Origin of the sequence: Arthrobacter sp. UYCu712 (assembly GCF_040547005.1) — a bacterium.
Lineage (GTDB): Bacteria > Actinomycetota > Actinomycetes > Actinomycetales > Micrococcaceae > Arthrobacter.
On record NZ_JBEPOZ010000015.1, the window covers coordinates 1 to 23,854 of the forward strand.

Below are 23,854 nucleotides of genomic sequence, written 5' to 3' on the forward strand. Positions count from 1 at the left end.
GTGAATTTACGTCTTGTCGTGCTCACAAGAACACCTTCCCGCAGAATCCAAGGATCCCGCTACTTCAGGTGTCCACCAACAGAGGTTAACCCCAATTGTCGTAGGTCGCTGGGAGAGTTGGGTTATGGACGGAAACCACGGACCGGAAGACGAACTCCGCAGCGTGATAGGCATGTGCAGCCGCGCGCTTGAGGGGTTCACTCTGCCCGAGAGTAGCGCGGGGCTCCTTGAAGCCTGGCGGCGGTTGGACGAGCTGGGTTCCGCATTGGCCACTCTCAAGACCCGCCTTGAAGTGGCGGTGGTCCTTACGCGTGTGCCGTTGTCTACCTCCGGATTGGGGACCTCCCCAATGGCTTCCGAGGCGGTTGACCGGCTTATTCTGGCCGTCAATAATGTCATAGCTCTCCGGGAGACTTGAGCTATGGACGGTACTCAGTCGGCCGGGGCAGCAGTGGGGTGCAATTGCGCCTGTAGGTGCGGGAAGAGTCTGACCACTAAAGATGAAGGCATAGCGCTGTGCGGCGACGTGCCCGAGGTGGACGATGCGCGTTTGATTGCTGAAATCCGGACCCTGGAAGACAGAAAGTCTGCCTTGGCTGCCCGCCAGGCCCGCCTGTCCGTCGCCTTCGATCTGCTCCAGCGTCGTGGACAGGCCGCCGCCGGGATGCCCGCGGCCGAGTGCGGGACCGGGGTCGCCGCGCAGATCGCCCTGGCCCGGCGCGAATCCCCGGCCCGCGGCGGACGGCTCCTGGGCCTGGCGAAGGCGCTGGTCACCGAAATGCCCCACACCCTCACCGCACTGGACACCGGCCAGCTCAACGAATGGCGTGCCACCCAGCTCGTGCGCGAAACGGCCTGCCTGACCGCGGCGGACCGGTCCGCCGTGGATGCCGAACTCGCCGCCGACACCGGCACGTTCACCGGCGCGGGCGACCGTGCCCTGGTCGCCGCGGCCCGCGCCGCCGCGTACCGGCGGGACCCCCGCACCGTCACCGAACGGGCCAGCCACGCAGGGACCGACCGGCACGTCAGCCTCCGGCCCGCCCCCGACACCATGACCTACCTCACCGCCCTGCTCCCCGTCGCACAAGGCGTCGCCGCCTACGCCGCCCTCACCCGGCACGCCGACACCGCCCGCGCCGCCGGCGACCCACGAGGCCGCGCCCAGCTCATGGCCGACACCCTGATCGAACGGCTCACCGGCACCCCGCACGGGATCGCCGGGATCGAAATCCAGCTCGTCATGACCGACCGGACCCTGCTCCAGGGCGACAGTGAACCCGCCCGGCTCCCCGGCTACGGCACCGTCCCCGCCGGCTGGGCCCGCCAACTCCTCAAAGGAGGCGAGAACCAGGCAGCCGAGAACCCCCTGTCCGTCTGGGTCCGGCGGCTCTACACCGCCCCCGGCACCGGCGACCTCACCGCGCTGGACTCCCGCGCCCGGCTCTTCCCCGCCGGGCTCCGCCGCTTCCTGCAAACCCGCGACGACACCTGCCGCACCCCCTACTGCGACGCCCCCATCCGCCACCACGACCACATCATCCCCTGGCACCACGGCGGACCCACCACCCACACCAACGGCGCCGGACTCTGCGAAGCCTGCAACCACACCAAAGAAACCCCCGGCTGGACCGCCACCCCACGCCCCGGACCGGCCGGCACCCAAAAATACAGACACACCATCGAACTCACCACCCCCACCGGCCACACCTACCACTCCACCGCCCCACCACTACCCGGCACGTCATTCGATGACACCCCGGGCCGGGACGCCCTGACCCCGGACGCCCTGACCCCGGACGCCCGCCATCACCGACGGATACAGCGACACCACGCCAAAACGCTCAAACGGGTGCGCGCCCACCAACCACTGGCGGCCTGAACGCACGAAAAAGCCGCCCGCCGATCGGAATGATCAGCGGGCGGCCCAGAAAAACTGCTGCAGGCCGCAACAGTCAGCGCGCGCCGACCTCTTCGGGCTCAGGCTCGGCCTCGGCTTCGGCCGAAGCTGCTGACGCCGCGGGCCGGAGCTTCGTGCCTTCGACATCCACGTCGGGCAGGATCCGGCCGAGCCAGCGCGGAAGCCACCAGGCCTTATCACCCAGCAGGTACATCACGGCCGGGACGATCGTCATGCGGACCACGAACGCGTCCACCAGCACACCGAACGCCATCGCGAAGCCCAGCGGCCGGACCATGTTCAGGTGCGAGAATACGAAGCCGGAGAACACGCTCACCATGATGATGGCGGCCGCGGTGACCACGGCAGCGGCATGGCTGAAGCCGGAGCGGACCGCGTGTTTGGCGGATTCGCCGTGCATAAAGGACTCGCGCATGCCGGCGGCGATGAACACCTGGTAGTCCATGGCCAGCCCGAACAGCACTCCGATCAGGATGATCGGCAGGAAGCTCAGCACGGCGCCAGGGTTCTCGACGCCGAAGACGGCCCCCAGCCAGCCCCACTGGTACACCGCCACCACACCGCCGAAGGCCGCGGCGAGTGAGAGCAGGAAGCCGCCGGTTGCCAGGAGCGGCACCACGATCGAGCGGAACACGAGCAGCAGGAGGATCAGGGAGAGTCCCACCACGATTGCCAGGTATGGCGGCAGTGCATCGCCGAGCTTGCTGGAGACGTCCACGTTGCCGGCGGTCTGGCCGGTGAGTCCGATGCTGACGCCGGTGGAGTCCTTGATAGCGCCCTTTTCGGCTCGCAGTTCGGAGACCACCTCGACGGTGCTGGCGCTGGCCGGCCCTTGCTTCGGGATTACCTGGAACACCGCGGTCCGGCGGTCTTCGCTCAGGGCTACGGGCAGCGCCGCGGTGACGTTGTCGGTGCGGCGCAGGATGTCGGCGACGTCGAGCTGTTTGGCCTCCGCTTCGGCGTCGCTGAGCCCGTCGGGGAGATCGCCGACGACGACGATCGGGCCGGTCATGCCGGCGCCGAAGCTGCGGCCGGTGACGTCGTAGGCCTTGAAGGCCTGCGACTCGACCGGTTCGGACCCGCCGTCGGGCAGGGCGAGCCTGAGCTGGCTGGCGGGCAGTGCCACGATCCCGAGGAGCAGGACGCCGGCGAGCGTGGCCATTACGGGGTGCCGGGTGACGAGGCCGCCCCAGCCGTGGCTGCCGCGGTATTCGTCCCGGGCGCGGTCTTCCGTCTCGTGGCCGGCCTCGGTGTTGTGCTTCTCAGCCTTGGCCCAGGCCCGCTTGGAGATCAGCTTCCGGCCCACCAGGGAGAGGATGGCCGGGGTCAGGGTGAGGGCGACGACGACGGCGACGGCCACCGTGGCGGCCGCGGACAAGCCCATCACGGCCAGGAAGGGCAGGCCCGGGATGACGAGGGCGGCGAGGGCGATGATGACGGTCAGGCCGGCGAACAGCACCGCGTTGCCCGACGTGCCGGTGGCGAGGGCCACGGATTCCTCGGGGTCCATGCCGGCGAGAAGCTGCCCGCGGTGCCGGTTGACGATGAACAGCGAGTAGTCAATGCCCACGGCGAGGCCCAGCATAAGCGCCAGCATGGGGGAGATGGAGCTCATGTCCACAAGGCCGCTGAGGGCAAACGTGCCGCCCACGCCCACCGCCACGCCCACGACTGCCATCAGGAGCGGCAGCCCGGCCGCAATGAGGGTGCCGAGCATAACGATCAGGACGAGGGCGGCGATGGCGATGCCGAGGATCTCGGAGATGCCGAAGAGTTCGGACACGTCCTCGGTGATGTCCTTGCTGGCCAGGGCGGTGACACCCGCGGAGGAAACTTCCTGGGCGATGTCCTGGACCTCCTCACGGACCTTGGGATCCAGGCCGTTGATCGAAGTCTTGAACTGGACCTGGGCGATCGCGGCCTTGCCGTCCACTGAGACGAAGCGCATGTCCTGCGACGCTTCGAGCTGGCGTTTGCCGAGGGCGAGCTTGGCGTTGCCTTCCGCGAGTTCCTTGGTGCCGGCGTCGAACTCTGCCTGTCCCTCGGCCAGGACTGCCTTCTGCTGGCCCAACCGGGCCGCGATGGCCTCCGGCGACATGCCGGCGGCAGTCATCTGTTGCTCGGCACCGTCCAGCTGGGCCTTGCCCGCCGCCAGCTGCGCGGCGGACGCGTCCAGCTGCGCCTTTCCTGCGGCGGCCTGCTGCCCGCCGGCGGTGAGGTCCGCGGCGGCCTGGTCGAGCCGGGCCTGGGTGGCGAACGGATCAACCGTCCCCTGGACGTCCGGGAGGGTCGCCAGCTTGGCCAGCGCTGCGGAGACCGCGTCCTTGCCGGCCTGGCTGAACCGGGCGTCGTTTGCCTCGAAGACGATGCTCGCGGAGCCGCCCGAGGAGGCGGGAAGTTCTTTCTTGAGCTTGTCCGCCATCTGCTGGGTTTCGGTACCCGGGATCTGGAAGTTGTTCGACATGGTGCCGTGGAAGGCTGCGGCGGCGCCTCCGACGGCCAGCATGACGGCCAGCCACAGGGAGATGACCAGCCAGCGGTGGCGGTAGGAGAACTTGCCGAGGCGGTATAGCAGAAGTGCCATGTCAGTGCCGATCTGGGGAAGGGGCGGAAGGGGAGCGGGCGGCGTCGAATCCGGAACCCAGGAGGCTCAAGGAGTCGATCAGGAGTTGGCGCAAAATGGTCAGGGAGGCCGGGCTGAGGTCTGCGCCGCAGCGGGCAAACCACACGTCCATGGCGGCCTTGCCGCAGGAAATGACGGAGCCGGCGAGGGCGCGGAGATATAGCTCGTCGACCTCGCCGCCGCCGGACAGGGCGACGCGCTCCCGGGCTGCGTCGATGATCTGGACGGCGCAGTGGTCCCACGCCTCGAGTTCGGACCTGACGAGCTGCGGGTTGGCCTGGCTCAGGCTGTAAAGCTCGGCCATCGGGGCGACAGTCATGGGGTCAGCGAGTTCCATCAGCGCGGCTCGGGCCGATTCCAGGATGGGCTCGCCGGGCGGACGGAGCCGGAACTGCTGCAAGGCGGTGTCGAGGAACCCGTAGGTCAGCGACCCGATGGCTGCCTCGGTGCTGCCGAAGTAGTTGAAGAACGTCCGGCGCGAGATTCCGGCGGCGTCGGCAATGTCCTCGACGGTGAAATTGCCGAGTCCTTTGCTGCGGAGCAGGTGCACGGCGGCGTCAGTGATGGCCTGGCGCGTGGCTGCCTTGTTGAGCTCGCGGCGGGAGGGTATGGGACTCTCCGCAGGCGGAGCAGCGGGAATGGCTGGGGCGGGCATGCGCTTACACTACGTGCATGTTTGCACTCCGGGCAAGTTTATTCGGGTTGCAGTTTTCCCGCGCCGGCGAGGTAGATGGACTGGCCTGTCGCGCCGGGTTCCCCCTCGGCCAGCGGGATCGCGAAAACTGCCGTGCCGTAGGCACATACTTCCGTCCAGTTCGGCCCGAGCTCCGAGGTGTCGAAGCGCATGGCAACGATGGCGTTGGCGCCGCGCTGCTCGGCCTCGGTGACCATCCGGGCCATGACCTGCTGCCTGCTCTCGTAGAGGGCCCGGGTCATTTCGGGCAGCTCCCCGCCGCCCAGTGAGCGGAAGCCGGCCATCATCTGGGCGCCGATGTCCCGGGAACGCACAGTCAGCCCCATCACCTCGCCGAACACGGCGTCGATCCGGTGGCCGGGGATCTTGTTGGACGTGACGATCAGCATGCCCTGAGCCTACCCATACCGGGCGCCGCGGGGCCGGAAATCTTCACAGGAAGATGAAAGCTTCCCGACAGCTCCCGCTGGAGCGTCCGGGGCAGACTGGAACTACGCCTTGGAAGAGACCCAAGCAGACGGAGCCGTCAGTGCACGGCAGATCCAGGAGACAGTACATGTCAAGCACAAAGAGAATTACTCTCGGCATTTCCGCCGCGGCTCTGGCCCTCGGCGCGGGCCTTGGAGTCACCGGGATGGCCTCCGCGGCTACCACCCCGACTCCCAGCCCCAGCTCGACCGCCTCGCCCGACAGCTCCACCGGCACCGCCGATGGCCAGGGCATGCGCGGCGGCCGCGGCCATGGCGGAGAGCGCGGCGGCCCCGGCGGTGTCCGGGCAGCTGAGCTCGCCACCAAGCTCGGCGTGGACGAGGCAAAGGTGACCGATGCCGTGAAGGCATACCGTGACGCCAACAAGCCGACCACCCCGCCGGCAGAAAGTACCAAGCCGGACCGCGCCACCATGGAGGCGGCCCTCGCGAAGTCCCTGGCGTCGTCGCTCGGGATCGAGGAGTCCAAGGTCACCGCGGCCCTCGAGGAACTCCGCACCTCGGCCCAGGCCGACCGCGCCGCTGCCCTGAAGACCAAGCTGGACAAGGCCGTCACCGACGGTACCTTGAGCCAGGCCGAAGCCGACGCAGTTACCAAGGCCGTCGAAAAGGGCGTCATCGGCGGCGGCGGCCGCTAGGTCCCGCAGGATTCGCGCCGACGTCTAAGCCGACGTCGCTTAACCAGAGAAGTCCCCGGGATTCCCGGGGACTTCTCCTGTAAACGCTCGTTGCAGCCGTTACGCTTTCGCGTCCGCCAGCTCGTGCTCGTCCCGTCCAGTCGCGGGAACGGCGGCAGCCGAGGGATCGACGGCGGCAGGGCCGTCGGCGTCGTCGTCGCTGAACGGGTCACCGTTGCGCGGTGCGTTGTAGAGCGACTCGTCCAGGATGCCCTGGCGCTTGGCCACGATGGTCGGGACCAGCGCCTGCCCGGCCACGTTGACGGCCGTGCGGCCCATGTCAAGGATGGGGTCGATCGCGAGCAGGAGTCCGACGCCGGCCAGCGGAAGTCCCAGCGTGGAGAGCGTCAGGGTCAGCATGACCACTGCGCCCGTGGTGCCCGCGGTCGCGGCGGAGCCCAGCACGGACACGAGGGCGATCAGCAGGTACTGGGTGAAGTCGAGCTGGATGCCGAAGAACTGGGCCACGAAGATCGCCGAGATGGCCGGGTAGATCGCGGCGCAGCCGTCCATCTTGGTGGTGGCGCCGAGCGGCACGGCGAAGGCGGCGTAGGCGCGGGGGACACCCAGGCTGCGCTCGGTCACACGCTGGGTCAGCGGCAAGGTGCCCACCGAGGAACGCGAGACGAACGCCAGCTGCACGGCCGGCCAGACGCCGGAGAAGTACTGCCTGACGGACAGGCCGTGGGTGCGGACCAGGACCGGGTAGACGACGAACAGCACGAGGGCCAGGCCCACATAGATGGCTAAGGTGAACTTGCCGAGCGAGCCGATGGTGTCCCAGCCGTAGACGGCCACGGCATTGCCGATCAGGCCGACGGTGCCGATCGGGGCGATCCGGATGATCCACCACAGGACCTTCTGGATCACGGCGAGGGCGGAGGCGTTGAGGTTCAGGAACGGCTCGGCGGCCTTGCCCACCTTAAGCGCGGCGATGCCGACGGCGATCGCGATTACCAGGATCTGCAGGACGTTGAAGCTTACGGCGGTGGTGGCGACGCCGTCGGTGACGGTGGTGCTGGCACCCAGGCCCAGGAAGTTCTTCGGGAACAGGCCGGTCAGGAATGCCCACCAGTCACCGGACTTGCCGGCGTACTTGGCTTCCTGCGTGATGCCGGTTCCGGCGCCGGGCTGCAGCAGCACACCCAGGCCGATGCCGATCAGCACGGCAATCAGCGAGGTGATCGCGAACCAGAGCAGCGTATTCCAGGCCAGCCGGGCGGCGTTCGAAACAGCGCGCAGATTGGAGATGGAGCTGACGACGGCGGTGAAGATGAGGGGGACCACGGCGGTCTGCAGCAGCGAGACGTAGCTCGAGCCGATGGTCTGCAGCGTGGTGCCGAGGGCGTTGGGGCTTGCCTTGGTGCTGCCGGTGTACTTGGCCAGCAGGCCGAGGCCCAGGCCGACGATCAGGGCGGCGATGATCTGGAAGCCGAACGAGCCGGCCCATCTGGGCAGCTGGAAGCCGGTCTTTCCGGCGGGGGCGGGGGTGCTTGTCTGAGTGCTCACCCGAACACGCTAGGACTGGGGTGTTTATCACGGCGAACGGATGTTGAGAAATGTTACGCCGCTTCATTTCCCTCGACGGGACCGGATGCGCCTGATTCCGGCGCCAGATATGGGGAATGTGAAGTTATTCCTGCCGCCGATGTGGCGATTATCTCGCGCCGGGAAGGACGCCCCGGCAAGGACCTAGCGGGCGCAGGTGGCCGCGACGCCGCCGCCTGCACGGTAGATCATGTCCTGGTACACCACGGAGGAGCGCACCGGGGTGTTGCTGGTGACGGTCTGGACCGTCGCCCCGCTGCGGGCGAGCTTGAAGGACGGCGTGATGCCGGCCACGAGCGGTACCTTGAAGGACGTCAGCCCGGCCGGGGCGTCCATGGTCTTGACGTTGCTTCCCTGCGTGATGGTCAGGCGTCCCGGCGACTTCAGTACGGCCACGAGCTCCACCTCGTTCTTCGCGGCGTCACCGTTCGGGATGGACATGGGCATGGGTTCGCCGTTGCGGCCGATCGGCAGCTTCGAGTATGGCGCGTTCGTGGTCTGCGAGCGGTGGCTCCAGTACAGGGCGTCCTGGGTAATTGTGGGTTTTACCCCGCTCTTGAACCACGAGATGTAGTAGGCAGCCATGTCCAGCACCGCATAGCCGCGCTGTTTGGAGGACGCCACCCAGGACTCGGTGTAGTCGTTCCAGGTCACTAGGGCGATGGAATCGGCATTGCTGCTGATCGCCGTTGCCAGGGAGTCCCGCAGGGTGGAGCTGTTGGATGACTCCCAGTAGCGCCCGTCGTACGACCGTGAATCCTTGAATGCCACCGGCTGCATATACGTCTTGCCGCGGCGGTGGGCCTCGGCGCTTTCCTTGGCAAGCGTCGGAACGCCGCTGGCGATGCGCGTGCCCCATTGCGAATACCCGGACACCGAGTTGTTCCAGTCCGTCTTCTGTGTTCCGCCGCCCCAGGAAATGAAGATCGGAACGAGGTTGGTTTTGACGCCGGCTGACGCGAGGCGGTTCCAGAGCCCGTCCCACCACGAGGGAGTCTTGCGCTCGGGAAAGAAGGGGGCCAGCACAATGCCGGCACTGTTCCGGTAAATTGAAGCGTCGTCCTTCACCTTCATGACGTTGTTGTAGACGCTGTCAGAGGTGGCGCCGGCCGCCGTGTTGAAGTCCGGGCTGAGCATGATCTTGAAGCCCGGGTCCACTGCCTTGGCCGCCGACGCGGGCATTCAAAAGCCCAGCAAATGTGTCCCCCAGAGAATAGTCGACTATTTGGCCAAGGTCCATTTGGCGCGGAGCGCACAAACGGCCAGCTGCGGCGAGTTCGCTATGCGAATTATCGCCCCAGCTGGCCGTTTTGGCACTGAATGCGCAGGTCAGTTCCGGGAAGGGCCTAGCCGAGCAGTGCCCGCTTGAGGGTGTCCAGGCCCACCGAACCAATGTTGAGTGCCTTGGTGTGGAAGGCCTTGAGGTCGAAGCCGGCCCGGGACTCCAGCTCGGCGCGGATCTGCTCCCAGAGCCGCTGGCCCACTTTGTACGACGGTGCCTGTCCCGGCCAACCGAGGTACCGGGTGAACTCGAACTTCAGCTGGCCCTCGCTGATCGGCAGGTTGGCCTTGAGGAACCCGTAGCCTTTGTCCGCCGTCCAGGTCCCGGCCCCCCAGCGCTCCGGGATCTCCAGCTCCAAGTGCACGCCGATGTCGAACACCACGCGGGCCGCCCGCATCCGCTGCATGTCCAGCATCCCCATGTGGTCGCCCGGATCCTTCAGGTAGCCCAGTTCCTGCATAAGCTTCTCGGCGTAGAGGGCCCAGCCTTCGCCGTGCCCGGAGGTCCAGCAGACGTTGCGGCGCCATTTGTTGAGCAGCTCGCGGCGGTAGGTGGCGGTCGCGACCTGCAGGTGGTGCCCGGGCACGCCCTCGTGGAACACGGTGGTGGTCTCGGCCCAGGTGGTGAAGGTGTCCTCGCCGGCAGGCACGGACCACCACATGCGGCCCGGACGGCTGAAGTCGTCCGAGGGCCCGGTGTAATAGATGCCGCCTTCGTCGGTCGGGGCAATCCGGCACTCCAGGGTCTTCATGACCTCCGGGATGTCGAAGTGCACGCCGGCGAGCTCTGCCACGGCCTTGTCGGAGAGTTCCTGCATCCAGGCCTGGAGGGCGTCGGTGCCCTTGAGCTGGCGGGCAGGATCGTTGTTCAGGAGTTCCTTGGCTTCCTCGACGGAGGCGCCCGGGCGGATTTCCCCGGCCACGCGTTCCTGCTCGGCGATCAGGCGGTCCAGCTCCTGGACACCCCAGGCGTAGGTCTCCTCGAGGTCCACCTCGGCGCCGAGGAAGGAACGTGAGGCCAGGGCGTAGCGCTCGCGGCCGACGGCATCCCTGGCCGGGGCCACGGGCAGCAGCTCGGACTCCAGGAAGCCGGCCAGCCGGGAGTAGGCCACTCGCGCGGCGGCGGCACCGGCGTCGAGCTTCGACTGAACGTCCTCGGACAGCGGGCCGTCCGCGGTTTTGGCGTTGGCGGCGAGTTTCGCGAAGAAGCCGTCCCCGGCGGCGTACTTGGTGGTCTGCTCAATCACGATCGCGACCTGGCGCGCGGCGGAAACCTTGCCGTCCTCCTTGGCCGAGCGCAGCGACTCGATGTAGCCGTCGATCGCGGCCGGGACGTTGTGGGCGCGGCCCGCGATGTGGTCCCACTGGCCGGCGGTGTCCGTGGGCATGAGGTCGAAGATCGCGCGGATCTCCTGCGCCGGGGACGCGATGTTGTTCAGCTCGGCCGCGTCCCAGCCCGATTCGTGGATTTCGAGCTGCAGTCCCAGCCGCTCGCGCATGGCGTCGAGGGTGACGGCGTCGACGTCGTCTGCCGGTTCCAGCCTGTCCAGGCCGGCGAGGGCCTCCCGTGCCGCAGCAGCGAATGCCTCGTGTCCCGCAGGTGAGAAGTCCTGGTACTCGGTCTCGTGGCCGGGCAGGCCGAGTTCCGTGGCGAAACTCGGGTTAAGCCGGATCAGGGTGTCCGTGAAGGCGTCGGCGACGGCGTCGATGGCAGTCTGCGGACGCGCGGTGGAAGTGTGTTCAGTGGTTTCGGTAGTCACCCGATGAGACTAGCCGGGGCAGGGCAGTTATGAAAGGGTTACTGAACTTTTTCTGCCCGGCCCGCGGCCCGCGTTCAGCCCCGGCTGCGCTTCCACGCCCCGGGACCGGGCTGCGGCGCCAGCTGCAGCTGCTGCCGCCGGACCCAGTGCCGGACGCCGGGCTTCTCCGGCGCCGCTTCCTGACCGCTGCCGAGCGAGAGGACGACGGCGGTCAGGGCCGCCAGTTCCTCCGCCGTCGGCTCGCCTTTGACGACGGAGAGCAGGCTTTCCGCCCGGGCAGCGGCCGGCCCTGCCGGGTCCACAGGATCGAGCCCGGTCACAGCGGGATGTTCCCGTGCTTCTTGGCGGGCAGGCTGGCGCGTTTGTCCCGCAGCGCGCGCAGGCCCTTGATGATTTGCAGCCGGGTCTCGGACGGGGCGATGACGGCGTCGACGTAGCCGAGCTGGGCGGCCTGGTACGGGTTGAGCAGCTCTTCCTCGTACTGTCGGATGACCTCGGCGCGTTTGGCCGCGACGTCCCCGCCGTTTTCTGCCACCGTGGCGAGTTCGCGGCGGTACAGGATGTTGACGGCGCCCTGGGCGCCCATGACGCCGATCTGCGCGGTGGGCCAGGCCAGGTTGAGGTCCGCGCCGAGCTTCTTCGAGCCCATCACGATGTACGCTCCGCCGTAGGCCTTGCGCGTGATGACGGTCAGCTTGGGCACGGTGGCCTCGGCGTAGGCGTAGAGCAGCTTGGCGCCGCGGCGGATGATGCCCTGGAACTCCTGGTCCTTGCCCGGCAGGAAGCCGGGCACATCCACGAGGGTGATGATGGGGACGTTGAAGGCATCGCAGTGCCGGACGAAGCGGGCGGCCTTCTCCGAGGCCGAAATGTCCAGCGTGCCGGCGAACTGCATGGGCTGGTTGGCCACGATGCCCACCGTGTGGCCCTCGACCCGGCCGTAGCCGATGATCACGTTCGGGGCGTAGAGCGCCTGCATCTCGAGGAAGTGCGCGTCGTCGACGATCTGCTCGATGACCTTGCGCATGTCGTAGGGCTGGTTGGCCGAGTCCGGGATCAGCGCGTCGAGGGCGAGGTCGTCGTCGTCGAGCTCCAGCTCCTGGGAGTGATCCAGGACCGGGGCCTCCGCGAGGTTGTTGGAGGGCAGGAAGTCCAGCAGTTCGCGGACGAACTCGATGGCGTCCGCCTCATCGGCGGCGAGGTAGGTGGACGTGCCCGTGGTGGCGTTGTGCTGGCGGGCGCCGCCGAGGGTTTCCATGTCCACGTCTTCGCCGGTGACGGTTTTGATGACGTCCGGGCCGGTGATGAACATGTGCGAGGTCTTGTCCACCATGACGACGTAGTCGGTCAGGGCGGGGGAGTAGGCGGCGCCGCCGGCGGAGGGGCCCATGATGAGGGAAATCTGCGGGACGACGCCGGAAGCGTGGACGTTGTTGCGGAAGATGTCCGCGAACATGGCCAGTGAGGCGACGCCTTCCTGGATGCGGGCGCCGCCGCCGTCGAGGATGCCGACGACGGGGCAGCCGTTGCGCAGCGCGAATTCCTGGACCTTGACGATCTTTTCGCCGTTGACCTGGCTCAGCGAGCCGCCGTAGACGGAGAAGTCCTGGCTGTAGACCGCCACGGGGCGGCCGTCCACGGTGCCGTAGCCGGAGACGAGCCCGTCGCCGAGCGGCTTCTTCTTCTCCATGCCGAAGGCGGTGGAGCGGTGCACGGCCAGCGCGTCGAATTCGACGAAGGATCCGGCGTCCAGCAGCAGGTCGATGCGCTCGCGGGCGGTGTTCTTGCCGCGGGCGTGCTGCTTCTCGATCGCTTCCGGGCCGGAGGGCTGCTCGGCACGGGCCTGGCGGTCGCGGAAATCTGCAATCTTTCCCGCAGTCGTGGTCAGATCGTGGCTCATCAAGTGTCTCCGGCTCTGTCGCTGATAGTTCTGGCGCTGGTGGTTCTGAAGTTCCTGGCCCCTACCGCACGGCGGTTTGGCTGGATTCCACAAATATGGAAAACCCCACGGGGCCCTGCTGGCAAGTCTAGTGACGCAACGGAGCCATGCCGCTGTAGAAAACCTACAATTTTCCCGCCGCTCCCCGCCGTGACCGCAATGTTACTCGTCAGTAACATAACTCCGCTAGAGTGTCCTCATGACTTCGAGCAACGACGCTTCGGGCACCGCTGAAGGGCCGTACCAGGCCGCCGGTACCCTCCAGGGCCGCACCGTCCTCATCTCCGGGGGCAGCCGCGGCATCGGCCTGGCCATCGCCACCCGGGCTGCGCGGGACGGCGCGAACATCGTCCTGATGGCCAAGACCGGCCAGCCCCACGCCAAGCTGGAAGGCACGGTCTACTCCGCCGCCGAACAGATCGAGGCAGCCGGCGGGCAGGCGCTGCCGCTGGTCGGTGATGTGCGCAATGACAACGACGTCGCCGGTGCCGTTGCCGCCGCCGTCGAACGCTTCGGCGGGATCGACATCGTCATCAACAACGCGTCCGCGATCGACCTTTCCAAGACCGACGCCGTGGACATGAAGCGCTACGACCTGATGCAGGACATCAATGTCCGCGGCACGTTCCTGCTGTCCAAGCTCGCACTGCCGGCCCTCCGCGAATCCGACGCCGGCCACATCCTCACGCTCTCCCCGCCGCTGAACCTGGACCCCAAGTGGGCGGGCATGCACCTGGCTTACACCATGGCCAAGTACGGCATGAGCCTGACCACCCTCGGGCTCGCGGAAGAGCTCAAGACGGACGGGATCAGCGTCAACTCGCTGTGGCCGTGCACCCTCATCAACACGGCGGCGATCCGGAACATGCCCGGCGGGGAAAAGATCGTCAAGGGGGCGCGCGGCCCCGGAATCATGGCCGACGCGGCCCACGCCGTGCTGACCGGCAGCAACGCCACGCCGGCATCCGGCAGCCGGAGCGGGAACTTCTACACCGACGAAGAAGTCCTGGCCGCCGCCGGCGTCACCGATTTCACGCCGTACAGCCTTGGCGCCCCGGAGAACCTGCTGGTCCCTGACATTTTCCTCTGAGTTTCCTGCAGGTCCCGGTTCCCACGGCGCGGGAGCCGGAGCCGGAGGACCCGCAACTCGGTAGGATTCAAGCATGGAAGCCGCACAGGAAGCCCCGAAACGTCCGCCCCTCGACGTGATCGCCCTCAGCGATGAGCCGTTCCTGGCTGCCCACGGCATCCCGCAACTCACCGTGGTGGAGTCCACCGGTTCCACGAACGCGGACCTGCTGCGCGGCGCGAGCGAGAATCCGGCCGCCTATCCGGACCTGACCGTGCTCGCCGCCGAACACCAGACGGCTGCCCGCGGACGGCTGGACCGCCGCTGGGAAGCGCCGGCCCGCAGCTCGGTCTCGGTGTCCCTCGTGCTCCGGCCGGTCAATGCCGACGGCCGCCCGCTGCCGACCCAGAGCTACTCCTGGCTGTCGCTGCTCGGCGCCCTGGCCCTTCGCGAGGCGCTGCTGGAAACGGCCGGCATCCCGGCCGAACTCAAATGGCCCAATGACGTCCTGGTGCGTGGCCGGAAAGTCGCCGGCATCCTGGCCCAGCTGGGACCGATGCACGGCGGGGCGGTGCCGCCGGTGATCCTCGGCACCGGGCTGAACGTCTCCCTCACGACGGCCGAGCTGCCGGTTCCCAACGCCACCTCCGTGCTGCTGGAGGGCCCGGCCACGGTGGACCGGACCGTCCTGTTGAAGAGCTACCTCTCCCGATTCGCCCTCCTGTACCGCAGCTTCTGCAACGCCGACGGCGACCCCGCGGCCGGGATGGCCGGCGGCCACTCGCTGCACAAGCGGGTCGAGGCCGTGCTGACGACGCTCGGCAAGCAGGTGCGCGCGCACCTGCCCGGCGACCACGAGATCATCGGCCATGCCTCGCGCCTGGATGACTATGGATCCCTCATGGTGGTGGACTCCGGAGGCCACGAGCACGTGGTGACGGCCGGTGACGTGGTGCACCTGCGGCCCTGGACCCCGCCGGGCCAGGAGCCCGAGGGCGGCGGCAGGCGAGGCAGCGCCGAAAGCGGATATGCGTAAAGAGCTTCTCCCGGGTGAGCAAGTGATTGTGGTGACCCGGCCCCAGCCGAGGGCGCTCATTGCCCCGGCGCTGTTGTTCATTGTTGTTCCCGCACTGGCTGCCTATGCCAGTGCCTGGATCGTGAAAGGCGGCCCCGCAAAACTGGTTCCGCTGGTGACGCAGGAGTGGTCGACCTGGCTCATCGGCGTGTGCGTGGCGCTGGCGGCCTGGGTGTTGCTGGGCTACTGCCTGCCGAGGGCGCTGACGTGGCATTCCACCCGGTACATCCTGACCAGCCAGCGCTTAGTAGCCCGTTACGGCATGTTACGGCGGCGGGATCAGCAGGTTTATTTGGCCGCCGTCCGGAATGTCGAGATCAGCCAGTCGTTGCTCCAACGCGTAGTGCGGTCCGGGAATATATCCTTGGATACCGGGTACCCCGCCAGTACGGTGGTCCCCGACGTCCCGGAGGTGGTGACGTTCCGAAACTTCATGCTTGACGCCATCAATGAACTCCCGCAGGGTGGGAGTTTTGGGGCCGAGGGCGCAATGCACAACCCCGACGGCCCCCGGTACGGTGCCTGGCCATGGGAGACGAGAGAAGGTGGAAGAGATGAGCGCTGAGAACGCCCACCAGGAAACCGGTCTCCTGGCCGAGGAACCGTCAGGGGTCCAGGACGCGGTGGTCGAGGCCGCCACGCTCGAAGCGGCCATCCTCGAGTCCGTTCCGTCCAAGGCCGGCGAGTCTGCTCCTTCCGAGGCGCACGCCGACACTGATTCCGTTGACACCGAGGCCGACGCCGCCGATTCCCTGGACCCGGACTCCGATCCCTCCGAGGCCGACGCCGAGACGGACTCCGATCCTTCCGCCGCGCCTCCCACCGGGACCATGTCCGCCGAGCGCCTCGCGCTGAAGGCCCTGGAACACCGCCTGCTCGGCGGGGATCGCAAGCTCCGCCGTCGTGAAGTCGCGGCCGGCGCCGGACTCTCCCTGCTGTCCGCCCGGAAACTCTGGCGGGCGCTGGGCTTCCCCAACCTCGGTGATGAGGACGTCGCCTTCACCGAACGCGACCAGTCCGCGCTCAACACCATCGTGGACCTGGTCCGCGCCGGCAAACTGACCGAGGAAGCCGCCATCTCGGTCACCCGCGCCATCGGCCAGATGACGGACCGCATGGTGGTGTGGCAGATCGAGGCGCTGGTGGAGGACATGGTCCACCAGCAGGGCGTTCCGGACTCCGTGGCCCGCAAGCGGCTCGTCAACGAACTGCCCACCCTCGTGGACGCGCTGGAGGAAATGCTGCTCTACTCCTGGCGCCGGCAGCTCAACGCCGGCGTGCAACGCCTGGCCGTGCGGGCCGAAGCCGGCCTCCAGTCCAGCGAGGAGGGCCGCGAGGGCGACGAGGACGACACCCCGCTGCCGCTGGCCCGCGCCGTCGGCTTCGCTGACCTGGTTTCCTACACCAGCCTGTCCCGCCGGATGAACGAAAAGACGCTCGCCCAGCTGGTGCAGCGCTTTGAGAACAAATGCGCTGAAATCATCTCGGTCGGCGGCGGACGCCTGGTCAAGACGGTCGGCGACGAAGTCCTCTACATTGCCGAAACACCCGCCGCCGGAGCCGAAATCTCGCTGGCCCTGTGCCAGGCCTTCACCGAGGACGAGATCCTGCCGCAGGCCCGGGTGGCCATGGTCTGGGGCCGCATCCTGTCCCGGCTCGGGGACATCTACGGCCCCACGGTCAACCTCGCGGCCCGGCTGACCGCCCTGGCCGATCCGGGAACTGTGCTCGTCGATTCGATGACCGCCGCCGCCCTGGAGCAGGACGAGCGCTTCGTGCTGCTCCCGCGCCCGGCCGAGGACGTCCGCGGCTTCGGCGAAATCCACCCGGTGCAGCTGCAGCGCGGCAGCGGCCACGGACTCGTCCTCGACTGAGTCCCGGGCCGGGGGTTCAGGACCGGGGTTCAGGGCCGCGTCCGGGACCGTTTTCGGTCCGCGGACATCCCGCCATCTGGTTTCTCAATTCGATAGACAATATGACGTCCACGCCTGGGTGGAAGTGGCGTTCGACCGGGTGGGCTGGGTCTCCTTTGACCCCACACCGCCCAAGGACAACGTCCCGATCCCGCCGGACCCGGAAAGCAAGCCCAAGCCGCAGGTGCTGCAGCCGCCGCCCCCGCCGCAGGAACCGGCCGACCTCCCGCCGGACTCCTCGCCGGATGCGCTGGACGCGGACCAGAAAAAGGACAACCCCTGGCTGTTCTGGGGACCGCTCCTCAGCGCGATCGGGATCGCCCTGATTCCGGTCGGGATCCTGGCGTTGCCACTGCTGCTCATTGCCCTGCTCAAATCCCGCCGCCGGAAGACCCGCCTCACCGAAGGCCACCCCGCGCAACGCGTCGGCGGCGGCTGGAACGAGGTCCTGAGCCTGGCGACGGACCTGGGAGCCGGCGTGGACCACCGCGCCACCCGGCGGGAGTCCGCCGTCGTGCTCGCGGACGCCTTCCCGGGCACGCAGGGCACCACCACCCTGCTGGCCCAGCGGGCCGACGCCGCGATCTTCGGCGCCGGCCAGCCCAGCGAGGACCAGGTGCGGACGTACTGGGAGATCGTGGACGGCTCGCTGACGGAAATGACCGGAACGCTCGGGTACTGGGGGCGGCAGCGGGCCCGGTTCTCCCCGCGTTCCCTGCTCGCGGACGGCCGCAACGCGCTCAAGCTGCGCGGGCTGCGGCCGGTTCCGCCGGCCGCAGCCCGGCCCGCAGGTACAGTGGACACCGGTCCGGATGCCTCCGAGGCCACCGGCCCGGACCACCGTCCGGCGAGAACTGCCAGGAAGAACCGCAAGGAGCCATGACCGACGACGTCGAGCGCTGCCCGCGCTGCCAGCAGCCGATCCGCGCGGGGGCTGCCTTCTGCACCTCGTGTGCCGCGCCCCTGAGCAACCGTTCCGCCCGGAACGCCCGGAACCTGGGCCGGCCAGCCGGGGCCGGGGACCCGGCCGGTGCGGAACCCGTGACCGGGCACGGCGCCCCGGTCCCCGGTAGGATCCCGGTAATGCAGGCCCGCGTACCGCGGGCCACGGACAAGTGGGAGGTCCTGCCATGCCGAACAAGCTTGAACTGGTGCCCGCGGATCCCGGAAAACGGCTCGGGGCGGCCGTGCTGGACTGGCTGGCGCCGGCGGTGATTTTCACAGTGACCCTGGCTGCCGGGTTCGCCGGAGTGACGCGCCGTCAAAGCGCGGGCTTCATCGTGTACGACACGTCTTCGCTGGTGCTCCTCGGCGGCATCGGAGCAGGCCTGACCCTCGCCTACATGGTCGTCCTCGCAATCATCGAGGGCCGCTCCGGAGCCACGCCGGGCAACCGGCTGATGGGGATCCGCAGCACCGACCCCGACGGCTTCGCCCCGGGCGGCGGAGCAGTCTTCCTGCGCGGCCTCATCACCGGCGCCGGCATCCTGCTGGCCGTCATCGCCGCCGCCGTGCTGGTCATCTTCCAGTGGTTCGGGGCCGCGCTGCCCGTTCTGGCACCGGCTGTGCTCCTGGGCACCGGCTGGGCCGTCCTTGTGGCGCTGTCCAGTGCCTGGGACCGCAACGGCAAACTCCGCGGCTGGCACGACACCGCCGCCAAGACCCTTGTCTTCGATGTGAAGGCCGGCCGCAACCCGGTCACCACGGGCGGCATCCAGGGCCCGTATAGCTTCGCGCCGCTGGATCTTCCCCCGGTCCAGCAGGTCGCCTCGCCGCTCGCCGCAGCCGCCGGGGCAGCAGCCGCCGCGGCAGGCGCCGCGGCCGTGCACAATCCCAACCAGTGGCAGCCGCCCGCCGTTTCCCACGCTCCCGCCGCCGTCGTGGCTGCCGCCCCGCATCCCGACGACGACCTGGACCGCACCCGGGTCCGCGGAGACAGCCAGGCTCCGGTCACCGTGGCCATGCTCCGGATCCGGCTGGACGACGGCCGGGACATCGGGCTGGACCGCGCCGTGCTGATCGGCCGCAACCCCTCGGGCCACCCGGGCGAGGAGTCCGTGCAGCTCATCCCGGTCGCCGATCCGGGCCGCTCCATCTCCAAGACCCACCTCCAGCTGCTGGCAGGAAACGGGGGCGTCTGGGTGACGGACCGGAATTCCACCAACGGCAGCGCCGTGACCACCGCGGACGGCCTCCGCACCGCATTGGCGCCAGGCGAACCCACGCTCGTCAGCCCAGGCTCCACCGTCCACTTCGGTGACCGATCCTTCTACCTAGGACAAGCATGAAATCCCAGCCGGACGCCGTTCCCCCCTCCAGCAGTACCCCCAGCGGTACCCCCAGCCTGCGGCTGAGTTGCGGCTACGGCACCGACCGCGGCCTTCGCCGTGAGATGAACGAGGACTCCTTTATCGCCGCTGATCCCGTCTTCGCCGTCGCGGACGGCATGGGCGGGCACGAGGCCGGCGAGATCGCCAGCGGCATCTGTGTGCGGACCCTCGCCGGGATCCCCGAGCTGGCCACCGGAGGCCGCGCCGCCACTGCCGGTGTTGTGCAGGAGTACCTGCTCAGCGCCGATAGGAACATCCGCGAGGCCACAGGTTCCCGCGCCGGCACAACGTTGTCCGGCGTCGTGGTGGTTGAACAGATGGGCATCCCGTACTGGCTGGTCCTGAACATCGGTGACTCCCGGACCTACCGGCTCAGCCAGGGCGGGCTCAGCCAGGTCAGCGTGGACCACTCCGAAGTGCAGGAACTCGTCGACGCCGGCCAGATCAGCCGGGCCGAGGCCGCCATCCACCCGCGCCGGCACGTGGTCACGCGTGCCCTCGGAACCGGGGACGATACCGAGGCCGACTACTGGCTGCTGCCCGTGGAGGAGGGGGACCGGATCCTGGTCTGCTCCGACGGCCTCAACGGCGAGCTCGACGACGAGCAGATCGCCGCCATCCTGGTGGCGCAGGCGGATCCGCAGGCGGCCGTCGACGCGCTCATCCAGGCGGCCCTGCGCCGCGGCGGTCGGGACAACGTCACTTGCATCGTGGTTGACGCCTCGGACGTCACGAACGACGACGGCGCCGCCCAGACGGCTCCGCGCAGCCTCGCGACGGGGGAAGCGGCGAGCGCGACGGAAGACGAAGACACCCTCCCGCGGACCGACGTCCTGGACCTGGCCGCCGACGGCGGGCCGCTGTCCGGGGACGGACGGGACAAGGACGCGGATCATGGCGGGCAGTAAGTCCCGGGCCGGCACGCGCTACACGCCCGGCAGCTGGATCGGCGTGATCCGGTCCGGCACCGTGGTGCTGCTGCGCCCGGACGCCGCACCCGGCCTGGTCGAATCCCTGTGGGAGCTCCTGGCCACGGGCCCGGAAGTGCATGAGGTCCTGGACGCCGTGACGTCGGCCTCGGGCGGCTCGCTCACCCGGCTGCCATGGTTCGGAATCGTGGACGTCCGGGATGCCATGCAGGTGTTCCTGCGCGGCGAAATTGATCTCGAAGTCCGCCACGACGGCGGCGACGTCGCCCTGAGCGGGCGGGACGTCACCACCTGGACGGAACGGCGCTTCACCGCGCCCGAGCGCTTCAGCCTGAGCATTCCAGGCGCCACGGGCGGAGCGGCCGCGACAGGCCCCGCCCCCGAACTGCCGTTGGCCGACGGTGTGGTCCTGCTGCAGGGACTGAGCGCGAATTTCGCCGGGCAGTCCGCCCCCGCTAAATCCGCAGAAGTACCGTCCGCCGAATGGCAGTCGACAGGTGTGCAGTCCGTGCCTGCGGCGGCGGCCGATCCGGCCGTTGAGGAAGAAGTGCTGGCGGCCGCCGAGGCCGACATTGCAGCAGACGACGCGGCCGGGCGGGGCGATGACGACCCGGCCGAGCTCGGCGATGACGACGTTTCGGCGGAAACCATGGTGGAACTGCCGGAAGACCTCGACGATGCCGGCGCAGGGACCGAATCCGCCCCGGAAGCACCCCGGTCCGGTCCGGAGCTGACCGGCAACTACGACCACCTCTGGGAACAGACGGTGATGCGCAGCATCGAAGATGCCGCCGTGCGGGAAGACCCGGACGCGGACCCCGAGCCCGCCACCGGATCCTCCACCCCCAAGGAAGCGCGTGACGATGCCGACGCGCCCGCACCCGGCGAGGCCCCGGAGCCCGCGCCGGACGAGGCACCGGCCGCCGCCCCGGCCGCCCCGTCTCCCGTAGCCCCCGCGTCCGGGCTGATTGACTCGGTGCCGTGGCACACCGGCGGCGACGGCCAGTCCGCAGCGCGGCCCGCCCCCGCACCTGTACCTGCACCCGCGCCACAGCGGGGCATGCCGCTGCCGCCGTCGTTCAGCCGGCGGCCCGACACAGTTCCGGCACCGGCGCTGCCGGCGGAACCTGACGCCAACCATGACGGCCAGACGATCATCAAGGGCGATCTCGCCGCCCAGCCAACCCGGCCCGCCAGGACCGGAAACTCGGGTGCGGGCACCGCCGCTGACCCCGGGACCGGCCCGATGGTGCTGGCCCGAGTCGACGACCGTCAATGGGGGACAGCACCCAGAGAATCCTTCCGTCCGTCGTGACGCCATCAACGATCCCGGCGCACACAACGTTTCCCTGCTGGCGGATTGCCACCTCGGCGCCGTCGAGCGTGCACCAGTCACTAATACAGGGGTCGTGCATGGCTTCTCCTTTCATTCCATATTTTCTAGCTATCCAGGGTGAATATGGTGCGGTGCCAGTCCTTGGCCTTGTCTGCGGTGAGGTCGAACATGACGTGCTTGACCACGGTGTATTCGTCGAAGGAGTAGGTGGACATGTCCTTGCCGAAGCCGGACTGTTTGAAGCCGCCGTGGGGCATTTCGCTGATGATCGGGATGTGGTCGTTGACCCAGATGGCGCCGGCACGGATTTCACGGGTGGCGCGTAGGGCGCGATAGACGTCCTTGGTCCAGGCTGAGGCGGCGAGGCCGTAGGGGGTGTCGTTGGCGAGGGTGATGGCTTCATCGTCGGTGTCGAAGGGGGTGACGGCCAGGACCGGTCCGAAGACTTCGTCGCGGAAGATCTCGGAGTCCGGGGTGGCGTCGGCTACCAGGGTGGGGCGGTAGTAGGAGCCGTTGGCGAGATTGCCGTCTTGCTCGTTGTTGGGGATGCCGCCGCCGATGACCCGGGCGTAACCGCGGGCGCGCTCCACCATCCCAGCTACCTTGTCCCGGTGGACCTCGGAGACGAGGGGTCCCAGGTCGGTAGTGGGGTCCTGGGTGGGGCCGAGTTTGACCTTGGCGTAGAGGTCCGCGACGCCTTCGATGAAGTCCTCGTAGAGGGAGCGGTGCACGATCGCGCGGGTGGCGGCGGTGCAGTCCTGTCCGCTGTTTATCAGGGATCCGGCCACGGCGCCGTGAATCGCGGCTTCGAGGTCGGCGTCCTCGAACACTACGAACGGGGCCTTGCCGCCGAGTTCCAGGTGGACGCGCTTGGCGGTGGTCGCCGCTGCCTCGAGGACGGTGCGGCCCACAACGGTGGAGCCTGTGAAGGAGAGCATGTCCACGTCGGGGTGGCGCAGCAACTCCGCGCCAACGGTGGAGCCGCGGCCGGTGAGGACGTTGATGACACCGTCCGGGACGCCGGCTTCGGTGGCGACTTCGGCGAACAGCAGGGAACTCAGCGGGGTGATCTCGGCGGGCTTGAGCACGATGGTGTTGCCGGCGGCGATGGCGGGGAGGATCTTCCACGCGGCCATCTGCAGCGGGTAGTTCCACGGGGAAATGGAGCCGATGACGCCGATTGCTTCGCGACGGATGGAGGACGTGTGGTCCGCGGAGTATTCACCGGTGGCTTTGCCCTCAAGGTTCCGGGCAGCTCCGGCGAAGAAGGCGATGGTGTCGATGGTGCCCGGGACGTCGAACTCACGGGTCAGGCGGATCGGCTTGCCGGCCTGGCGGGATTCGAGCTGCGCGAATTCCTCGGCACGCTCTTCCATCAGAGCAGCGAACTTGGTCAACACTGCTGAACGCTCAGCCGGGGTCGTCGTGGACCAGGCCGGGAACGCGTCACGGGCAGCCTGCACAGCTTGTTGGACGTCGTCGCTTCCGGCCAACGTCATGGTCGCCACAGTCTCGCCATTGGAGGGGTCTATGACGTTCAAGGTTTCCCCGGTGCTGCCTTCGAGGGCTTTTCCGTTGATGTACTGGCTCACGGATCCTGCTTTCAAATGATTGGGTGGGAGTCGGGGCTGACAATGGCCCCGGCAGGAGGACTTACGTTGTTCCTTGACCCGGGAATACGGGGTGCGAGGTAAACCTTGCGGAGCTTCCTGTGTACGGTCCAGGTGGTCTGCATGCCCTGCGAAAGACGACATACGATGCCCGGGGCGAGGTGTAGTTCCGTGCCTGGGAAGTCTCCGCGCAAATGGATGCGCACAGTGGCCGTGCCTGCCAGAACGATGAAGATTTCATCTTCTTCGATGTCATCGGTTGTACCTTCGTTCATTTCCCATACGCCCAGTTTCATGCCAAAGGAATCCCCTAATGGGTACGAGGCGGTAAGGGCGGGGAGATTACCGGTGCCGGTCAGCTGGAAGGAGAGGGCGTCTATGCACCAGGATGAGGACTCATGTCCGGCATTAGGAGTCACGAGTCGAATCCCAGGCCCATAGAGTCCAGAGCACGAAGCGGTGTACCCCGTCCTCGGGCGTGGCCGGAATGATGCCATGGTGGGTGTCTGAAGAAGTGCCGGGACAGCAAATCTTCGTTGATGAACTGGCGCATTTGGGTGCCGTGCTTTCCCTGCCGGACGTCACTGTCCGGGCAGCGGTGACTGGACGACGTCGGGTCGTGACGCCATGCGATGAAGTATTGGGTTGCGTTAGTGGCAAG

The 23,854-nt window shown here is 68.1% G+C and carries 20 protein-coding genes and 1 pseudogene; 11 read left to right on the top strand and 10 right to left on the bottom strand.

Annotation, left to right across the window (positions count from 1 at the left end; all coding sequences use genetic code 11):
* The first annotated feature begins 421 nt into the window (after window positions 1–421).
* Window positions 422–1,882, top strand: a complete 1,461-nt coding sequence (locus tag ABIB51_RS14610) for an HNH endonuclease (RefSeq protein ID WP_354189217.1) — start codon at window positions 422–424, stop codon at window positions 1,880–1,882.
* Window positions 1,883–1,955: 73 nt separating this feature from the next.
* On the opposite strand, the gene ABIB51_RS14615 is transcribed toward ABIB51_RS14610, so the two are convergent.
* The 3 genes from ABIB51_RS14615 to ABIB51_RS14625 are packed head-to-tail and all read right to left on the bottom strand — an operon-like array spanning window position 1,956 to window position 5,627.
* A complete protein-coding gene (locus ABIB51_RS14615) occupies window positions 1,956–4,505 on the bottom strand; it encodes an MMPL family transporter (protein WP_354189219.1) in 2,550 nt (849 codons plus the stop codon).
* A 1-nt stretch (window position 4,506) separates the two neighbouring features.
* On the bottom strand, window positions 4,507–5,199 hold the full coding sequence (locus ABIB51_RS14620; protein WP_354189221.1) for a TetR/AcrR family transcriptional regulator: 693 nt from the start codon (window positions 5,197–5,199) through the stop codon (window positions 4,507–4,509).
* 38 nt (window positions 5,200–5,237) lie between these two features.
* Window positions 5,238–5,627 (bottom strand): YbjQ family protein, encoded by a 390-nt coding sequence (locus tag ABIB51_RS14625; protein WP_354189223.1) that lies wholly within the window; start codon window positions 5,625–5,627, stop codon window positions 5,238–5,240.
* A 167-nt stretch (window positions 5,628–5,794) separates the two neighbouring features.
* Here ABIB51_RS14625 and ABIB51_RS14630 point away from each other — a divergent pair, with 167 nt between their 5' ends.
* A complete protein-coding gene (locus tag ABIB51_RS14630) occupies window positions 5,795–6,364 on the top strand; it encodes a hypothetical protein (protein ID WP_354189225.1) in 570 nt (189 codons plus the stop codon).
* 99 nt (window positions 6,365–6,463) lie between these two features.
* On the opposite strand, the gene ABIB51_RS14635 is transcribed toward ABIB51_RS14630, so the two are convergent.
* The 5 genes from ABIB51_RS14635 to ABIB51_RS14655 all read right to left on the bottom strand — a co-directional run bounded on the left by ABIB51_RS14635 (window position 6,464) and on the right by ABIB51_RS14655 (window position 12,892).
* Entirely contained in the window at window positions 6,464–7,912 is a 1,449-nt protein-coding gene (locus ABIB51_RS14635) for a dicarboxylate/amino acid:cation symporter (protein WP_354189227.1), read from the bottom strand.
* Window positions 7,913–8,095: 183 nt separating this feature from the next.
* Window positions 8,096–9,133, bottom strand: coding sequence for an endo-1,3-alpha-glucanase family glycosylhydrolase (locus ABIB51_RS14640; protein ID WP_354189229.1), 1,038 nt, complete (start codon window positions 9,131–9,133; stop codon window positions 8,096–8,098).
* A 164-nt stretch (window positions 9,134–9,297) separates the two neighbouring features.
* Window positions 9,298–10,992: a DUF885 domain-containing protein gene (locus ABIB51_RS14645; RefSeq protein WP_354189231.1), complete on the bottom strand. Its 1,695-nt coding sequence runs from the start codon at window positions 10,990–10,992 to the stop codon at window positions 9,298–9,300.
* Between the two features lie 74 nt (window positions 10,993–11,066).
* Window positions 11,067–11,312, bottom strand: coding sequence for an acyl-CoA carboxylase subunit epsilon (locus ABIB51_RS14650; protein WP_354189233.1), 246 nt, complete (start codon window positions 11,310–11,312; stop codon window positions 11,067–11,069).
* Window positions 11,309–12,892: an acyl-CoA carboxylase subunit beta gene (locus ABIB51_RS14655; RefSeq protein ID WP_354189235.1), complete on the bottom strand. Its 1,584-nt coding sequence runs from the start codon at window positions 12,890–12,892 to the stop codon at window positions 11,309–11,311. The genes ABIB51_RS14650 and ABIB51_RS14655 overlap by 4 nt, the downstream gene beginning before the upstream one ends.
* 238 nt (window positions 12,893–13,130) lie before the next feature.
* Between ABIB51_RS14655 and ABIB51_RS14660 the strand changes: the two genes are divergently transcribed.
* From ABIB51_RS14660 to ABIB51_RS14695, 9 genes and pseudogenes are all read left to right on the top strand, one after another.
* Window positions 13,131–14,021: an SDR family oxidoreductase gene (locus ABIB51_RS14660; protein WP_354189237.1), complete on the top strand. Its 891-nt coding sequence runs from the start codon at window positions 13,131–13,133 to the stop codon at window positions 14,019–14,021.
* Between the two features lie 73 nt (window positions 14,022–14,094).
* A complete protein-coding gene (locus tag ABIB51_RS14665) occupies window positions 14,095–15,036 on the top strand; it encodes a biotin--[acetyl-CoA-carboxylase] ligase (protein ID WP_354189239.1) in 942 nt (313 codons plus the stop codon).
* Complete coding sequence (locus ABIB51_RS14670; RefSeq protein ID WP_354189241.1) at window positions 15,029–15,640, top strand: PH domain-containing protein; 612 nt, start codon at window positions 15,029–15,031, stop codon at window positions 15,638–15,640. The genes ABIB51_RS14665 and ABIB51_RS14670 overlap by 8 nt, the downstream gene beginning before the upstream one ends.
* Window positions 15,630–16,949 (top strand): adenylate/guanylate cyclase domain-containing protein, encoded by a 1,320-nt coding sequence (locus ABIB51_RS14675; RefSeq protein WP_354189243.1) that lies wholly within the window; start codon window positions 15,630–15,632, stop codon window positions 16,947–16,949. The genes ABIB51_RS14670 and ABIB51_RS14675 overlap by 11 nt, the downstream gene beginning before the upstream one ends.
* 103 nt (window positions 16,950–17,052) lie before the next feature.
* Window positions 17,053–17,871 (top strand): annotated as a pseudogene (locus ABIB51_RS14680) (transglutaminase domain-containing protein); the annotation flags it as partial.
* Complete coding sequence (locus ABIB51_RS23255) at window positions 17,868–18,203, top strand: zinc-ribbon domain-containing protein (protein WP_502916140.1); 336 nt, start codon at window positions 17,868–17,870, stop codon at window positions 18,201–18,203. The pseudogene ABIB51_RS14680 and the gene ABIB51_RS23255, both read left to right, overlap by 4 nt.
* Window positions 18,119–19,276, top strand: a complete 1,158-nt coding sequence (locus ABIB51_RS14685; RefSeq protein ID WP_354189245.1) for an RDD family protein — start codon at window positions 18,119–18,121, stop codon at window positions 19,274–19,276. Before ABIB51_RS23255 ends, ABIB51_RS14685 begins: the two co-directional genes overlap by 85 nt.
* Window positions 19,273–20,226 (top strand): PP2C family protein-serine/threonine phosphatase, encoded by a 954-nt coding sequence (locus ABIB51_RS14690; RefSeq protein WP_354189247.1) that lies wholly within the window; start codon window positions 19,273–19,275, stop codon window positions 20,224–20,226. The genes ABIB51_RS14685 and ABIB51_RS14690 overlap by 4 nt, the downstream gene beginning before the upstream one ends.
* Window positions 20,213–21,562, top strand: coding sequence for a hypothetical protein (locus tag ABIB51_RS14695; RefSeq protein WP_354189249.1), 1,350 nt, complete (start codon window positions 20,213–20,215; stop codon window positions 21,560–21,562). Before ABIB51_RS14690 ends, ABIB51_RS14695 begins: the two co-directional genes overlap by 14 nt.
* 125 nt (window positions 21,563–21,687) lie before the next feature.
* Here ABIB51_RS14695 and ABIB51_RS14700 read toward each other — a convergent pair whose 3' ends face one another.
* Window positions 21,688–23,175, bottom strand: a complete 1,488-nt coding sequence (locus ABIB51_RS14700) for a gamma-aminobutyraldehyde dehydrogenase (RefSeq protein ID WP_354189251.1) — start codon at window positions 23,173–23,175, stop codon at window positions 21,688–21,690.
* Between the two features lie 11 nt (window positions 23,176–23,186).
* Entirely contained in the window at window positions 23,187–23,612 is a 426-nt protein-coding gene (locus tag ABIB51_RS14705; protein ID WP_354189253.1) for a cupin domain-containing protein, read from the bottom strand.
* Window positions 23,613–23,854 lie beyond the last annotated feature (242 nt).

Bases quoted from the DNA above. Each gene is read 5' to 3' on its own strand.
- ABIB51_RS14610 (WP_354189217.1), top strand. From the start codon at position 422: ATGGACGGTACTCAGTCGGCCGGGGCAGCAGTGGGGTGCAATTGCGCC.
- ABIB51_RS14615 (WP_354189219.1), bottom strand. From the start codon at position 4,505: ATGGCACTTCTGCTATACCGCCTCGGCAAGTTCTCCTACCGCCACCGC.
- ABIB51_RS14620 (WP_354189221.1), bottom strand. From the start codon at position 5,199: ATGCCCGCCCCAGCCATTCCCGCTGCTCCGCCTGCGGAGAGTCCCATA.
- ABIB51_RS14625 (WP_354189223.1), bottom strand. From the start codon at position 5,627: ATGCTGATCGTCACGTCCAACAAGATCCCCGGCCACCGGATCGACGCC.
- ABIB51_RS14630 (WP_354189225.1), top strand. From the start codon at position 5,795: ATGTCAAGCACAAAGAGAATTACTCTCGGCATTTCCGCCGCGGCTCTG.
- ABIB51_RS14640 (WP_354189229.1), bottom strand. From the start codon at position 9,133: ATGCCCGCGTCGGCGGCCAAGGCAGTGGACCCGGGCTTCAAGATCATG.
- ABIB51_RS14655 (WP_354189235.1), bottom strand. From the start codon at position 12,892: ATGAGCCACGATCTGACCACGACTGCGGGAAAGATTGCAGATTTCCGC.
- ABIB51_RS14660 (WP_354189237.1), top strand. From the start codon at position 13,131: ATGACTTCGAGCAACGACGCTTCGGGCACCGCTGAAGGGCCGTACCAG.
- ABIB51_RS14665 (WP_354189239.1), top strand. From the start codon at position 14,095: ATGGAAGCCGCACAGGAAGCCCCGAAACGTCCGCCCCTCGACGTGATC.
- ABIB51_RS14670 (WP_354189241.1), top strand. From the start codon at position 15,029: ATGCGTAAAGAGCTTCTCCCGGGTGAGCAAGTGATTGTGGTGACCCGG.
- ABIB51_RS14675 (WP_354189243.1), top strand. From the start codon at position 15,630: ATGAGCGCTGAGAACGCCCACCAGGAAACCGGTCTCCTGGCCGAGGAA.
- ABIB51_RS23255 (WP_502916140.1), top strand. From the start codon at position 17,868: ATGACCGACGACGTCGAGCGCTGCCCGCGCTGCCAGCAGCCGATCCGC.
- ABIB51_RS14685 (WP_354189245.1), top strand. From the start codon at position 18,119: ATGCCGAACAAGCTTGAACTGGTGCCCGCGGATCCCGGAAAACGGCTC.
- ABIB51_RS14690 (WP_354189247.1), top strand. From the start codon at position 19,273: ATGAAATCCCAGCCGGACGCCGTTCCCCCCTCCAGCAGTACCCCCAGC.
- ABIB51_RS14695 (WP_354189249.1), top strand. From the start codon at position 20,213: ATGGCGGGCAGTAAGTCCCGGGCCGGCACGCGCTACACGCCCGGCAGC.